We start from the raw sequence: 14,149 nt of genomic DNA, 5'->3' as shown, positions 1-14,149 counted from the left end.
GCGGACCGCCCCTCGTATCGGCTTATCGATCCATCCTGGCACGCCGGACCGGAACCGTTCCTCCTCCCAGGGGAGGGATCATCCCCTAGGGGACGGGCGCCCGGCGGCTAAGGGGCGCCCTCCCGCCTCATGGGAGGGCCCCCTCATCGCCCGGGATCCTTCGGAGCCCGTCGTGCCTGGGGTCTCGCGGGGCCGGCGGGGTCTCGCGGGGCCGGCGGGGTCTCGCGAAGGCTCGGCACGGCCCTGCCGGGAGCCCGGGCACCGGATCCGCCGGGGCGGACGTCAGAGCTCGGCGGCGAACAGCCCCCGCAGCGCCCCGAGGTCGACCTCGCGCAGCGATCCGACGACGAGACGGCCGGGCGCGGCCGGGATCGGCAGCACGCTGGGCACGGCGACCACCCGGCAGCCCGCCGCGGTGGCCGAGGTCACGCCGTTCGGGGAGTCCTCCAGCACGACGCAGCGGGCCGTGGCCACCCCCAGCAGCCCGGCCGCCCTCCGGTAGGGCTCGGGGTCGGGCTTGGTCCTCGTCACGTCGTCGCCGGTCACCACGTGATCGAAGTTGTGCCGGCCGATGCCGTTCAGGCAGGCCTCGGCGATGGGCCTGAGCGAGGAGGTGACCAGTGCGGTCGGCAGGCCCGCGTGCCGTACGGACGACAGCAGCTCGGCGGCGCCGGGCATCATCTCCACGCCGTCGGCGAGCCTGCCGGTCATGCCCTCCAGCATCCAGGCCGCCACGTCGGCCGGATCGGCGTCGGAGCCGGAGAGCTTCAGCATGTAGGCCACGGTCGACGGCATGGAACCGCCGACCAGCTGTTCCTGGTCGGCGGGTCCCCACTGCCCCCCGAGCCGTTCCATCACCTCGGTCTCGACCTGGAACCAGATCTTCTCGCTGTCGACGAGCAGCCCGTCCATGTCGAAGAGAACCGCGTCCATTGCCCCGAAACCCCTTATCCCTTATCTACGGTCAGACGTTGAAATAGTTGGCCTCGGGGTGGTGAACGATCAGCGCGGAGGTCGACTGCTCCGGGTGGAGCTGGAACTCCTCGGAGAGGTTCACGCCGATCCTGGCGGGATCGAGCAGCTCCATGAGCTGGACCTGGTCCTCGATGTTGGGGCAGGCCGGATAGCCGAAGGAGTAACGGCAGCCGGTGACGTTGACCTTCAGCATGTCCTCCAGCGACTCGTCGCCGCCGATGCCCAGCTCCGAGCGGACCCGCGCGTGCCAGTACTCCGCCAGCGCCTCGGTGAGCTGCACCGACAGGCCGTGCAACTCCAGGTAGTCGCGGTAGGCGTCCTTGGCGAACAGCTCCGCGGCGGCCTCGGAGATCCGGCTGCCCATCGTGGCGACCTGGAAGGCGACCACGTCGACCTCGCCGGAGTCCTTGGACCGGAAGAAGTCGGACAGGCACAGGTGCCGGTCACGGCGCTGGCGCGGGAAGGTGAACCGGGTGCGCTCCTCGCCCGCCTCGTTCAGGATGATCAGCGAGTCGCCGTCGCTGACGCAGGGGAAGTAGCCGTAGACGACGGCCGCCTCCAGCAGCCCCTCGGTCTGCATCCGCTCCAGCCACATCCGCAGGCGCGGCCTGCCCTCGGTCTCCACCAGCTCCTCGTAGGAGGGGCCGCCGCCGCCCCGCGCGGCCTTGAGGCCCCACTGGCCCATGAACGTCGCACGCTCGTCCAGGAACGCGGAGTACTCGGCCAGGGAGATGCCCTTGACGAGGCGCTCGCCGTGGAAGGGCGCCTTGGGAACGGGGTTGTCCGCGGCCACGTCGGAGCGGGCCGGCAGGTCCTCGACCGGGGTCCTGGCCAGCTTCGCGCCGCTCTTGACGCGCCGCTCGCGCAGCACGGGCAGCGCCGCGCCCTCCTCGCCACGCTTGACCGCCATGAAGGCGTCCATCAGGCGCAGGCCCTCGAAGGCGTCGCGGGCGTAGCGGACCTCGCCCTGGAAGAGCTCGGCGAGGTCCTGCTCGACGTAGGCGCGGGTCAGCGCGGCGCCGCCGAGCAGCACGGGGTACTTCTCCGCGATGCCCCTGGAGTTCATCTCCTCCAGGTTCTCCTTCATGATGACCGTGGACTTCACCAGCAGCCCGGACATGCCGATGACGTCGGCCCTGTTGTCCTCGGCCGCCTCCAGGATCGCCGAGACCGGCTGCTTGATGCCGAGGTTGACGACCTCGTAGCCGTTGTTGGACAGGATGATGTCGACCAGGTTCTTGCCGATGTCGTGCACGTCGCCCTTGACGGTCGCCAGCACGATGCGGCCCTTGCTCTCACCCTCGATCCGGTCCATGTAGGGCTCGAGGTAGGCCACCGAGTTCTTCATCACCTCGGCCGACTGGAGCACGAACGGCAGCTGCATCTGGCCGGAGCCGAACAGCTCGCCGACGGTCTTCATGCCGTCGAGCAGCACGTCGTTGACGATCTCCAGGGCGGGGCGCTGGGCGAGCGCCTCGTCGAGGTCGGCCTCCAGGCCCTTGCGCTCACCGTCGACGATGCGGCGCTTGAGCCGCTCCCACAGCGGCAGGCCGAGCAGCTCGGCCGCCCGGTCGGCCTTGACCGAGGCGGCGTCCACGCCCTCGAACAGCTCCATGAACCGCTGCAGCGGGTCGTATCCCTCGCGGCGCCGGTCGTAGACCATGTCCAGGGCGACCTGGCGCTGCTCGTCGGGGATGCGCGACATCGGCAGGATCTTGGAGGCGTGCGCGATGGCCGAGTCGAGGCCCGCGTTGACGCACTCGTTGAGGAAGACGCTGTTGAGCACGATGCGCGCGGCCGGGTTGAGACCGAAGGAGATGTTGGACAGGCCGAGGACGGTCTGCACGGCCGGGTAGCGGCGCTTGAGCTCCCTGATCGCCTCGATGGTCTCGACGCCGTCGCGGCGGGTCTCCTCCTGGCCGGTGGCGATGGGGAAGGTGAGGGTGTCGACGACGATGTCCTCGACCCGCATCCCCCAGTCGTTCCGCAGGTCCTCGATGATCCGGACGGCGATCCTGACCTTGTCCTCGGCGGTGCGGGCCTGGCCCTGCTCGTCGATGGCCATGACGGTCACCGCGGCGCCGTGCTCGCGGACCAGCTTCATGATCTTGTGGAACCTCGAGTCCGGGCCGTCGCCGTCCTCGTAGTTGACCGAGTTGACGACCGCGCGCCCGCCGAGCATCTCCAGGCCGGCCTCGAGCACGGCGGGCTCGGTGGAGTCGAGCACGATCGGCAGGGTGGAGGCGGTGGCGAAGCGGAACGCCAGCTCCCGCATGTCGCCGGCGCCGTCACGGCCGACGTAGTCGACGCACAGGTCCAGCATGTGCGCGCCGTCGCGGGCCTGCGCCCTGGCGATCTCGACGCACTCCTCCCAGTTCCCGGCGAGCATCGCCTCGCGGAAGGCCTTGGAGCCGTTGGCGTTGGTGCGCTCGCCGATGGCCAGGTAGGAGGTGTCCTGGCGGAAGGGGACGCTCTGGTAGAGCGAGGAGGCCCCGGCCTCGGGGCGCGGGCGCCGTGCCACCACCTCCTGGCCGCGCACCCGCTCGACCACCCGGCGCAGGTGCTCCGGGGTGGTGCCGCAGCAGCCGCCGACGAGCGACAGGCCGTAGTCGCGGGTGAAGGTCTCGTGGGCGGAGGCCAGCTCCTGCGGGGAGAGCGGGTAGTGAGCGCCGTCCGAGGTCAGCACGGGCAGGCCGGCGTTGGGCATGCACGACAGGCGCACGCGGGCGTGGTGGGCCAGGTAGCGCAGGTGCTCGCTCATCTCGGCCGGGCCGGTGGCGCAGTTGAGCCCGACGACGTCGACGCCGAGCGGCTCGACGGCGGTGAGCGCCGCGCCGATCTCCGAGCCGAGCAGCATCGCGCCGTTGGTCTCGATCGTCACCTGGGCGATGATCGGCACGTCGCGGCCCGCGTCGGCGATGGCCCTCTTGGCGCCGACGACCGCCGCCTTGACCTGGAGCAGGTCCTGGCAGGTCTCGATGATCAGCGCGTCGGCGCCGCCGGAGATCAGGCCCGCCGCGTTGTCGTAGTAGGCGTCGCGCAGCTCGCCGTACGGCTTGTGCCCGAGGGTGGGCAGCTTGGTGCCGGGGCCGATGGAGCCGAGCACGTAACGGGGCCGGTCCGGGGTCGCCCAGTGGTCGGCGGCCTGCCTGGCGACGCGGGCTCCGGCCTCGGAGTACTGGAAGACGCGGTCGGCGATGGCGTATTCGCCGAGGGCCGCCAGGTTTGCGCCGAAGGTGTTGGTCTCGACGCAGTCGACACCGACCTCGAAGTAGGCGTCGTGCACGGCGCGGACGATGTCGGGGCGGGTGACGTTGAGAACCTCGTTGCAGCCCTCGTGGCCCTCGAAGTCGTCGAGGGTGACGTCGTGGGCCTGAAGCATCGTCCCCATGGCCCCGTCGGCGACCATCACGCGCTCGGCCAGGACTTCACGGAAGGACGGGGTGCTTGTCATGGGGACAAGACTACTGGGAGGCGTCCGGCCGCCGTCGTTCGTCACATCGGCTCCCGCGCGCGGCCCGCCCGGCGGAAACGCGCGGTGTTCCCGGGCGCGCGGCGGGTGACGTCCCGTTCGCGCACAGCGCTCCGGGAAGGTGACGTAAAGGCCCCCTCACCGCATAGGCTTAGCGGGAAAGCACGGCGAGGAAACAAGAGGAGGCCGCGCGTGATCGAACTCGAAGGTCTACCCGAGCTCGTCGACCCGGTGCTGATCGCCGCGTTCGAGGGGTGGAACGATGCGGGCGAGGCTTCGAGCGGAGTGATCGCACACCTCGAGGAGGAGTGGAAGGCGACCCCCCTGGTCTCCTTCGACCCGGAGGAGTACTACGACTTCCAGGTCACGCGCCCCGTCGTGGAGATGGGCGAGGGCCTGACCCGCTCCATCACCTGGCCGACGACCAGACTGTCGGTGGCCAGGCCGCCGGGCGCCGGTCGTGACGTGGTGCTGCTGCGCGGCATCGAGCCCAACATGCGGTGGCGGACGTTCTGCGAGGAGATCATCACGGTCTGCCGCGAGCTGGGGATCGAGCTGGCGGTGCTGCTCGGCGCGCTGCTCAACGACTCTCCGCACACCCGTCCCGTGCCGATCGTGGGCTCGGCGACCGACGAGGGCCTGGCGCGGGCGATCAACCTGGAGCTGAGCCGCTACGAGGGGCCCACCGGCATCGTCGGCGTGCTCCAGCACGCCCTCGGAACCGCCGGGGTGCACGCGGTCTCCCTGTGGGCGTCGGTGCCGCACTACGTCGCCCAGCCTCCCAACCCCAAGGCCACCATGGCGCTGCTGAGCCGGATGGAGGACCTGCTCGACATCCCGATGCCGATGGGCGCCCTGGCCGAGGAGTCGCGGGCCTGGGAACACGGCGTGGACGAGCTGGCCTCCCAGGACAGCGAGGTCGCCGAGTACGTCAAGGAGCTGGAGGAGCGCAAGGACGCCGCCGAGCTGCCCGAGGCGAGCGGCGACGCCATCGCCGCGGAGTTCGAGCGCTATCTGCGCCGCCGGGATCGCGACGGCGATGGCTGAAACGCGCCGCACATAGTTATAATCGTTTACTCCTTTCTCCACTGATTTAGAGTGATAATCAGTGCCCATCCGGGTTCGCTCGGATCGCACCAGGTCGGAAGACCGGCTCGCAACGATTGGACGACCAGGAGAAACACCGTTCCGTAAACACCGGTGAACGAGCCCGTCACCGCGCCGAACATTGTCCACGTGACAGCGCACGTTAGGGCGATCATGGCCACTCCACAGCTCGACCCGCACCAGAAAGCACAGGAGGCGCGACGCCGCGTCCTCGAGATGGCCGTATTCATGAAACGTGAGGACGGTGAGAACGCCCCCTCGTACCCACGCATGCGGGGCACCACCCCCGGGCAGGCGGTCGACATGTTCCTCGCCCTGCTCCAGGACCGGCTCCCGGTCTGGCTCCGCATCCTCGACGACCTGATGTACCTCGTCGGCAAGGGGCGGGTGAACGACAACCTGCTGCCCATCGCGCGGGCCGGCATCGACTACTACTCCGAGGTTCAGGCGGCGGCACTGCCCGCCTTCACCTCCCCCTCGGTCACCGTCCGCTTCCGCGAGGCGATGCGCGACAACGAACTCGGCCCCATGTCGGAGGTCGTGCCGCTGGCCGAGTACCTCGCGGCCGAACAGCGGGCCGGCCGGATCTCGGCCGAGGCGGACCCGCTCGCCAGCGCCCGCCTGCTGCTGGCCGGATGCTTCCGCCACGCCTACTACGAGATGTTCGTCGGCGTGGACTTCCTGCCCTCGCGGGACGACAGCGCCGAGGAGATCATCCGGGAGCTGAGGCTGGAACGCGCGCCGGGAGACTGCGCGGGAGACGGTGCGGGAGACGGAGAGCCGCCGGTCATCCCGGGATGAGCCCGCGGGCCTTCCGCCCCGCGGACGCGGGCCCGCACGGACGCGGCCGGGCCGGAGTGCGGCCCCGCGGGGCACCGGCCCGGCCGCGCCGTACGCCCGCGGCGTACCGGAGACGCGACAACGCCCCGATCATGGTTGGACGGGCGCGACAATGGGAATCCTGCGCGTGTCCGTCCGTCGCCTCGGGGAGTGTGTGTGGCCGTCCAGCCGATCCGACTGTTCGCCGATCCGGTGCTGCGGGCCGTGGCCGAGCCGGTGACCGGCTTCGACCGGGAGCTGCGCGCCCTGGTCAAGTCGCTCCAGGCCACCCTGCGCGCGGGAGCGGGCCGCGCGGGCCTGGCCGCCCCGCAGATCGGCGTCCCGCTGCGGGTTCTCGTCTACGAGCTGGACGGCAGGTCGGGGCATCTGGTCAATCCCCGGATCGAGGTGTCGGAGCGGAAGGTCGTGGCCGACGAGGCGTGCCTGTCGGCCCCCGGGCTCTGGTGGCCGCTGGAACGCTCCTACATGGCCACGGCGCGCGGCCGCGACATGTTCGGCAAGCCCGTCACCGTCCGCGCCCTGGGCATGCTCGCGCGGGTTCTCCAGCACGAGGTCGACCACCTCGACGGCGTCCTCTTCGCCGACCACCTCCCCGCCGAGGAGCGGGAGCGCTTTTTCGCCGCCATCTCCTGACACGCACACGCGCGCGAGACGCCGCCTGATAAGCTGGTTCGGTTGCAGTCGTAGTTCTCAGCCAGCCTTATCATCTCAAGTGCTCATGAGGTCCGCCGGCAGCGGGCGTTCCGGTTTCTCCCGATGGTTTCAGCGGGTGCATGGCAAGGCCCGCAAATGCAGCCCCGAACCGCCGACCTGGCGATTCGGTGAGGCTCCCGATGAGGAGAAGTAGTTTTGTCCGAGGGCACCGTTAAGTGGTTCAACGCCGAAAAGGGTTTCGGATTCATCGCGCCGGATGACGGCAGCGCCGATGTGTTCGTGCACTACTCGGCCATCGACTCCAGGGGCTACCGCACCCTGGAGGAGAACCAGCGGGTCAGCTTCGTCACCACTCAGGGCCAGAAGGGCCCGCAGGCCGACCAGGTTCAGGTCATCTGATCCGGGTCCGCCGGGCTCGGGTCTCCGAGCCCGGCGCGTGTCTCGTTCCGGGCCCGCACCGCTTCGGCGGTGCGGGCCCGGTCCGTTTCCCGCCCCCCCTGGACGGGGACGCGCCCGCCTCCGGCGTCGCCTCCCGCCCGGCCCCGTTTTCGCCCGGCTCCGTTTTTCCGGCTCCAGGGGCGTCTCCCCCGGGGCCCGCAGGACCGTCAGAGACGCCTTTCCCGCGCGCCGGAGGCGTTCTCCGACCCCATCCCGCCGACAGGCCCGCGACGACTCAGGCTCGCTCTCAGAGCCTCACACCGAGCAGCGCGTCCGTGACGTCCCTGACGAGCGCCGGCGCCTCCGGATCGGTCCCGCCCTCGGCCAGCGCCCGCTCGGCCCAGCCGTCGACGACCGCGAGCGCCCCGGGGGCGTCCAGATCGTCGGCGATCCGGCCGCGGACCTCGTCGAGCACGCCGGCCGCCCCCGGACCGGTCTGCAGCCCCGCCGCCGAGCGCCAGCGCGCCAGCCGTACCTCGGCGGAGGCCAGCTGGTCGGCGGTCCACTCCCAGTCCTCGCGGTAGTGGTGCGCCAGCAGCGCCAGCCGGATGGCCATCGGGTCGGTCTGCCCGCGGAGCCGGGAGACGAAGACCAGGTTGCCCCTGGACTTGGACATCTTCTCGCCGTCGAGGGCGACCATGCCGGCGTGGACGTACGCCTTGGCGAAGGGCCACTCGCCACAGGCCACGTGTCCCTCGTGGGCGCCGCACTCGTGGTGCGGGAAGATCAGGTCGGAGCCGCCGCCCGCCACGTCGAACCCGCTGCCCAGGTTGGCCAGCGCGATCGCGGTGCACTCGATGTGCCAGCCGGGCCTGCCCCTGCCGAGGCGCGAGGGCCAGGAGGGCTCACCCGGGCGTTCGGCGCGCCAGAGCAGCCAGTCGAGCGGGTGCTTCTTGCCGGGACGCCCCGGGTCTCCGCCGCGCTCGGCGGACAGGGCGAGCATCAGCTCCTCGGAATATCCGGAGACGGCGCCGAACTTGGGCGCCGCCGCGACGTCGAAGTAGACGTCTCCGTCGAGGTCGTAGGTGGCGCCCTTGTCGCGCAACCGCTCGATCAGCTCGGCGACCTGGTCGACGACCTCGGTCACGCCGACGTACTCGCGCGGCGGGAGGATCCGCAGCGCCTCCATGTCGGTCCGGAAGAGCTCGATCTCACGCTCGGCCAGCTCGCGCCAGTCGACCCCCGTCTGCTCGGCACGCTCCAGAAGGGGGTCGTCCACGTCGGTGGCGTTCTGGGTGAAGTGCACCTCGTGACCGGCGTCCCGCCAGGCGCGGTTGACCAGGTCGAAGGCGAGATAGGTGTTGGCGTGTCCCAGGTGGGTGGCGTCGTAGGGCGTGATGCCGCAGACGTACATCCGCGCCGTGGGGCCCGGTTGGGTGAGGCCGGCCTCTCCGGCCGCGGTGTCGAACAGCCGCAGCGGGACACCGGCACCGGGCAGCGGAGGGACCTTCGGCGCAGACCACGATCTCATGTGTTGAGCCTATCCAGCAGACAGACCGTCCCGATCGAGCCGGGACGGTGGATGGTACGGGGCACTTTCTCAACCGCGAAGACTCGTCGGATCATTCCGGCAGGACACGCCGGAACGCCGCCGGGTCGTGGGGATCACCGGTGAAGTCGTAGCGGACGCCCTCCGCCGACAGGCCCAGCAGGGAGACCGACAGGGAGCCGAAGACCCGCCCGCCGGGCAGTTCGCGACGGATGATCATGGCGCGGGGGTCGTCGAGGGGCAGCGCGGCACCGGTGGCGAGTTCCCGCCACTCCTGCCAGGGACCGTCGAGCCCGTCCGGCCTGCCCGCCTTGGCGAACAGGGGACGGAAGAAGGCGACCCGCTCGTTCTCCTCACCCCGCTCCCAGCCGCTGTTCACGATCATGTGCGTTCCCTCGGGAAGCTCCTCGTCCCGCAACGTGACCCCGTCCCAGTGCCACAGGCGGGCGCCCGCCCGGTCGGCCAGGACGAGGTGGAAGGGGTCGTAGCGGGCCGGGTCGAGGTCCGGCAGACCGCCCTCGGCCGCCGCCCTGAGCGGCAGGCCGCCACGGGACAGGCGCGTCTCCTCGGGGGCGAGCACGCCCCAGCCGTTGAGCAGGGCGCCGATCCGCCCGGCCGCGGGATCGACCGCCAGCCAGGTCCCGCCGGCCAGCAGGTCGCGCCCGCCGAGCAGGCCCGGCCAGTGCGGCCCCGGGGGAAGCCACGGGCGATCGGTGAACTCGTCACGCACCCCGACCAGGATCAGGGGGACCTCGGCGCTCGGATCGATGCTGACGACAACCGTGCACATGCCCGGCAGGCTACGCCCCCGCCGGTGGCGGCCTCAGATCGGGGGCCAGGGAATGGCCGGCCAGTCGGGAGAGGGCAGGGGGTGCAGGCCGGTGTCGAGCAGCCTGCGGACCCGCGACCACGTCGCCTCGACCTCGGCCAGGGTGAGGAGCTCGCGCAGGCGGCGGCCGAGGCCCCCCTGCTCCAGGTCCCGCTCGAGGCGGGCCAGGACGTTCATGGCCTCGCGGGACAGGGGTTTGCCGCGCCACTGCCAGAGCACGGTGCGCAGCTTGTCCTCGGTGGCGAAGGAGACGCCGTGGTCGACGCCGTAGACGTGCCCGTCGGTGAGCGGCAGCAGGTGGCCGCCCTTGCGGTCGGCGTTGTTGACGACGGCGTCGAAGACCGCCATCCGCCGCAGGGCGGGCTGGCGGCTGCGGATCAGGACCATGAGGTCCGTCTCCGGGTCGGTGTCGACCCAGAGCTGGCACATTCCGGGCCCGAAGGGGCCGTCGCGGTAGACGGTCGGCGGGACGATCCGCCAGCCGGTCGCCGCCGAGACCTCGAAGGCGGCCACCTCACGGGAGGCGAGAGTGCCGTCGGGGAAGTCCCAGAGCGGGCGCTCCCCGCGCACGGGCTTGTACACGCAGGCCGCCGAGAGGCGGCCGAGCCGGACCGAACAGTAGAGCGTCATGTTGCTCGCCTCGACCAGACGACCGGCTATCTCCAGCTGACCGTCGCGGAGCAGACGGAGAGCGGTCTCGTCGTCCAGTCCCGCCGCGGGCGCCGTGCTTAACGTGAACTCACTCTCGGCACTCATTCGCCTCCTTCGCCCTGTGAAGCGCTACTACCCCGGTAACCGTTGAGACGCACGCAAATATGCCCGGCCGCGTCGAGCGGCTGGCCGCAGAGCGGGCACGGTGGGCGCCCTGCCGCCACGAGGGCCATGGCGCGCTTGGTGAAGGCCCTCGCCGCGCCGGGACTGATGTGCACCCGCAGCACCGCGGGCTCGGAGAGCGAGGACGGCTCGAACTCCTCGTCCTCGGCGACGGCCTCCTGGGCCTCGATCACCACCTGCGCGGCGTCCGCGTCCCAGGCCAGGGCCATGGTGCCCACCCGGAAGTCCTCGCTGATCGGCGCGTCGAGCGGGTCGTTGTCCGTGAGCGCGGCGGGAGCGGCCGCGGGCACCTGGAGGCCGCCGCGCCGCAGCACCTCGTCGAGCAGCTCGTCCAGCCGATCGGCCAGTGCCGCGACCTGAAACTTCTCCAGCCCGACGGTGGTCAACCGGCCCTGAGCGCGGGCCTGCAGGAAGAACGCTCGTGATCCCGGTTGCCCCACGGCACCGGCCACGAATCTCTCGGGTGGGTCGTAGTCGAAGACCGGCATAGACCCGACCTTACGTGGTCCCGGCTCCGCCGCCGACCGCGGCGTCGCTCTCGGTGAGGTTTTGTCCCCCGTCTTCGTCCTCCGAACCCTCGGCCGGACCCCGCGGAGGCCGCAGGCCGGCCACGTCTCCGCCCAGGTCGTTGAGCCTGAGCACGAAGGGACGCAAGGGGGTGTAGCGAATCGCGGTGAGCGAGGCGGGGTCGGCGGTTATCCGCTGGAACTGGTCCAGGTGCAGGCCCATCGCGTCGGCCACCACGGCCTTGATCACGTCTCCGTGGCTGCAGACGAGGTAGACCGCGTCCGGGCCGAGCCGCTCGTTCCACTCCCTGACCGCGCTCACCGCCCGGTGCTGCACGGCGAGCAGGGACTCCCCGCCCGGGAACGTCACCGCGCTCGGATGGGCCTGCACCACCTTCCAGAGCGGGTCCTTGGCGAGTTCGCCGAGCGGGCGGCCCGTCCAGTCGCCGTACCGGCACTCCCCGAACCGGTCGTCGGTCAGCACCTCGACGCCGCGTCCCGCGGCGACGGCCTGGGCCGTCTCCTGGCAGCGCTCCAGCGGGCTGGAGACGATCGCGTCCAGTTCGAGGGCCGCCAGCCGTACGGCCAGAGCCTCCGCCTGGGCCTGGCCCGCCTCGCTGAGGTGGACGTCCGGGGTCCATCCCGCCAGGACGGGACCGGTGAGGTGGGTAAGGCCGTGTCTGGCCAGCAACAGGGTCGTCACGCGGGCAAGTCTTGCAGGCCTCGCTCCACTACTTTTAACGGGCCGGGCGGTACCCTGGCCGGATCATGGAGCAGCGCTATGTGGGCCGGAGCGGCCTGTCGGTGTCCCGCCTCGGCCTGGGGACGATGACGTGGGGACGTGACACCGGCGCGGAGGAGGCCGCGGCGCAGCTCCGGACGTTCGCCGATGCCGGCGGCACCCTCATCGACACCGCCGACGTCTACACCGGCGGCGAGGCCGAGAGGCTGATCGGGCGGCTGATCCGCGACGTGGTGCCGCGCTCGGAGCTGGTGCTGTCCACCAAGGCCGTGCTCACCCCCACCGGGCGCAGGCCGCGCGACGCCTCCAGGAGGCATCTGATCGCGGCCGTCGACGCCTCGCTGGCCCGTCTCGGGGTCAACGAGGTGGACCTGTGGCAGCTGCATGCCTTCGATCCGGACGTGCCCCTGGAGGAGACCCTGGCCACGGTCGACGCCATCGTGTCCTCGGGCAGGGCGGCCTACGCCGGGGTCTGCGACTACACCGGCTGGCAGCTGGCCGCGGCGGCCGTCAACCAGCGGGCGGTGCCCGGGCGGGTGCCGATCGTCGCCGCCCAGGTCGAGTACTCGCTGCTGGCGCGGGAGGCCGAGCGCGATCTGATCACGGCGGCCGAGTACGTCGGTGCGGGCGTGCTGGCCTGGTCGCCGCTGGGCAGGGGGGTTCTCACCGGCAAGTACCGCACGGGCATCCCCGCCGACTCCCGGGCGGCGACGCCGCACTTCGCCGACTTCGTCACGCCCTATCTGGACGAGAGATGCCGCCGGGTCGTGGAGTCGGTGACGACCGCGGCCGAGGGGCTCGGCGTCTCGCCGCTGTCGGTCGCCCTGTCCTGGGTCCGCGACCAGCCGGGGGTGGCCTCGGCCATCGTCGGCGCGCGCACCCAGGCCCAGCTGGCCGGTGTGCTCCAGGCGGAGGATCTCAGCCTGCCCGTGGAGATCAGGGAGGCCCTCGACGACGTCTCCGCCGACTGAGGCCGGCTGAGACCGACTGAGACCGACTGAGACCGGCCGGGGCGCGACGGACGGAAACGACGGGAGCACAGAACGAGAATCCATCTCGCGTATCACTACTCGATACCGAATGGCAACTTTACCCGGAAAAACCTGCCCTCCCCACAAAACTGTCAATGGTGACGGGAGGGGCACCCAGGTGTCAGAGAAGTTCCGTCACCGATGTGCAAGGGGGACAATTGCGAACTGCGATCTCTGCCGGCGCCCTGGCGCTGACGCTGGGCGGCGGGCTGCCCGTCGTCGCATCCGTCCCCGTGAGCGCCGCCACCCGGACGGGCGACTGCGAGGGCGGCGGCCTGCTGGGCGGGTTGACCGGCGGGCTCTGCAGGACCGTGGACACGGTGGGCGACATCGTGGGCGGAGTCACCGGCACTCCGGCCTCCGGCCCCGGGACCGGGACCGGCCCTGGTTCCGGCCCCGGTTCCGGCTCCGTCACGGAATCCACGACGAGCGACGCCAAAGACAGAAAAGATAAAAAAGATGAGATGGACGGAAAAGGCGGAAACAACGAGAGACGTGCGGGCAACGGTCACGATCCCAGCAACGGTTACGGTCTGAGCGACGCCTACGGGCTGAGCGAGGCCTACGGGCCGGGTGACGCCTACGACCCCGGCGACGACCCGGACCCGTCCGCGCAGGACACCGGGCCGGAGGCCGAGACACCCACGACCGCCGATCCCCGGGGCGAGGACCTGCTGCCCGAGGACTTCGGCGGCCTCTGCCCGCCGGCGGCGGGATCGCCCGGCTGCTCGGACTCCTCGGCGATCGACACCCCCGACGAAACCGCGCGGCCGTCCGCCTCGCCGCGGCCCGGCCCGCCGCGCAGGGACAGATCCGCCACCACCGGCGACGACGGCACGGCACCGCTGCCGAAGGAGCCGCTGCGCCCTTCGCAGGCCCACAGGCACGGGACGGACGACGAGGACGGGACCACGCTCCCCGATCCGCCGCCCGTGATCGACGCCGAGGCCCCCCGGATCGAACTGCTCTGGCCGACCGGCCCGGTGATGCGGAGGCTCCAGCGGGCCGTCACGCCCACCCGGTCGCCCGACCCCGTCGGCACGGCGCTCACCGCGGCCCTGCTGGTCGCGGCGATCCTCGCGGTGCGCCTGCTTTACGTGAGGCGGATCGGCGAGGCCGAGGAGTCCATACCGCTCGAACCGCTCAGGACGAGACGGCACCGGACGGCCTGAGGCCTCCCGCCGGGGACCGGCGGGAGGCCACCGGCCGGGCGTGTGACGAGCGGCGGGGGA

General features: G+C 71.3%; 13 protein-coding genes. 6 read left to right on the top strand and 7 right to left on the bottom strand.

Features of this window, described 5'->3' with window-relative positions:
• Positions 1-282: 282 nt before the first annotated feature.
• Together AB0N02_RS21215 and metH are read right to left on the bottom strand one after the other, a co-directional pair.
• Positions 283-933, bottom strand: coding sequence for an HAD family phosphatase (locus tag AB0N02_RS21215; RefSeq protein WP_363949003.1), 651 nt, complete (start codon positions 931-933; stop codon positions 283-285).
• A 31-nt stretch (positions 934-964) separates the two neighbouring features.
• Positions 965-4,429, bottom strand: coding sequence for a methionine synthase (gene metH, locus AB0N02_RS21210; RefSeq protein ID WP_363949000.1), 3,465 nt, complete (start codon positions 4,427-4,429; stop codon positions 965-967).
• 210 nt (positions 4,430-4,639) lie between these two features.
• On the opposite strand from metH, the gene AB0N02_RS21205 reads away from it, so the two are divergent.
• The 4 genes from AB0N02_RS21205 (at position 4,640) to AB0N02_RS21190 (ending at position 7,447) form a co-directional block, all read left to right on the top strand.
• Positions 4,640-5,494, top strand: coding sequence for a PAC2 family protein (locus tag AB0N02_RS21205; protein ID WP_363948998.1), 855 nt, complete (start codon positions 4,640-4,642; stop codon positions 5,492-5,494).
• A gap of 189 nt (positions 5,495-5,683) precedes the next feature.
• A complete protein-coding gene (locus tag AB0N02_RS21200) occupies positions 5,684-6,355 on the top strand; it encodes a hypothetical protein (RefSeq protein WP_363948996.1) in 672 nt (223 codons plus the stop codon).
• 195 nt (positions 6,356-6,550) lie between these two features.
• Positions 6,551-7,027: a peptide deformylase gene (gene def, locus AB0N02_RS21195; RefSeq protein ID WP_363948994.1), complete on the top strand. Its 477-nt coding sequence runs from the start codon at positions 6,551-6,553 to the stop codon at positions 7,025-7,027.
• 216 nt (positions 7,028-7,243) lie between these two features.
• Entirely contained in the window at positions 7,244-7,447 is a 204-nt protein-coding gene (locus AB0N02_RS21190) for a cold-shock protein (protein ID WP_363948992.1), read from the top strand.
• 286 nt (positions 7,448-7,733) lie between these two features.
• Here AB0N02_RS21190 and mshC read toward each other — a convergent pair whose 3' ends face one another.
• From mshC to AB0N02_RS21165, 5 genes are all read right to left on the bottom strand, one after another.
• Complete coding sequence (gene mshC / locus AB0N02_RS21185) at positions 7,734-8,957, bottom strand: cysteine--1-D-myo-inosityl 2-amino-2-deoxy-alpha-D-glucopyranoside ligase (protein ID WP_363948990.1); 1,224 nt, start codon at positions 8,955-8,957, stop codon at positions 7,734-7,736.
• Positions 8,958-9,048: 91 nt separating this feature from the next.
• Positions 9,049-9,765 carry an NRDE family protein gene (locus AB0N02_RS21180; RefSeq protein WP_363948987.1) on the bottom strand — a complete coding sequence of 239 codons (717 nt, stop codon included), beginning with the start codon at positions 9,763-9,765 and terminating at the stop codon, positions 9,049-9,051.
• 33 nt (positions 9,766-9,798) lie between these two features.
• On the bottom strand, positions 9,799-10,560 hold the full coding sequence (locus AB0N02_RS21175) for an SCO1664 family protein (RefSeq protein WP_363948985.1): 762 nt from the start codon (positions 10,558-10,560) through the stop codon (positions 9,799-9,801).
• Positions 10,557-11,126, bottom strand: coding sequence for a DUF3090 domain-containing protein (locus tag AB0N02_RS21170; RefSeq protein ID WP_363948983.1), 570 nt, complete (start codon positions 11,124-11,126; stop codon positions 10,557-10,559). The genes AB0N02_RS21175 and AB0N02_RS21170 overlap by 4 nt, the downstream gene beginning before the upstream one ends.
• A gap of 10 nt (positions 11,127-11,136) precedes the next feature.
• Positions 11,137-11,847, bottom strand: coding sequence for a histidine phosphatase family protein (locus AB0N02_RS21165; RefSeq protein ID WP_363948980.1), 711 nt, complete (start codon positions 11,845-11,847; stop codon positions 11,137-11,139).
• 65 nt (positions 11,848-11,912) lie between these two features.
• On the opposite strand from AB0N02_RS21165, the gene AB0N02_RS21160 reads away from it, so the two are divergent.
• Positions 11,913-12,857 carry an aldo/keto reductase gene (locus AB0N02_RS21160; RefSeq protein ID WP_363948978.1) on the top strand — a complete coding sequence of 315 codons (945 nt, stop codon included), beginning with the start codon at positions 11,913-11,915 and terminating at the stop codon, positions 12,855-12,857.
• A gap of 218 nt (positions 12,858-13,075) precedes the next feature.
• Positions 13,076-14,089, top strand: a complete 1,014-nt coding sequence (locus tag AB0N02_RS21155; RefSeq protein ID WP_363948976.1) for a hypothetical protein — start codon at positions 13,076-13,078, stop codon at positions 14,087-14,089.
• The last annotated feature ends 60 nt before the right edge of the window (positions 14,090-14,149 follow it).

The organism is Streptosporangium sp. NPDC051022, assembly GCF_040683035.1.
GTDB lineage: Bacteria > Actinomycetota > Actinomycetes > Streptosporangiales > Streptosporangiaceae > Streptosporangium.
Note: the sequence above shows the minus strand (reverse complement) of the source record. Positions and strands in the feature narration are given on the sequence as shown.

Bases quoted from the DNA above. Each gene is read 5' to 3' on its own strand.
- AB0N02_RS21215 (WP_363949003.1), bottom strand. From the start codon at position 933: ATGGACGCGGTTCTCTTCGACATGGACGGGCTGCTCGTCGACAGCGAG.
- metH (WP_363949000.1), bottom strand. From the start codon at position 4,429: ATGACAAGCACCCCGTCCTTCCGTGAAGTCCTGGCCGAGCGCGTGATG.
- mshC (WP_363948990.1), bottom strand. From the start codon at position 8,957: ATGAGATCGTGGTCTGCGCCGAAGGTCCCTCCGCTGCCCGGTGCCGGT.
- AB0N02_RS21180 (WP_363948987.1), bottom strand. From the start codon at position 9,765: ATGTGCACGGTTGTCGTCAGCATCGATCCGAGCGCCGAGGTCCCCCTG.
- AB0N02_RS21175 (WP_363948985.1), bottom strand. From the start codon at position 10,560: ATGAGTGCCGAGAGTGAGTTCACGTTAAGCACGGCGCCCGCGGCGGGA.
- AB0N02_RS21170 (WP_363948983.1), bottom strand. From the start codon at position 11,126: ATGCCGGTCTTCGACTACGACCCACCCGAGAGATTCGTGGCCGGTGCC.
- AB0N02_RS21160 (WP_363948978.1), top strand. From the start codon at position 11,913: ATGGAGCAGCGCTATGTGGGCCGGAGCGGCCTGTCGGTGTCCCGCCTC.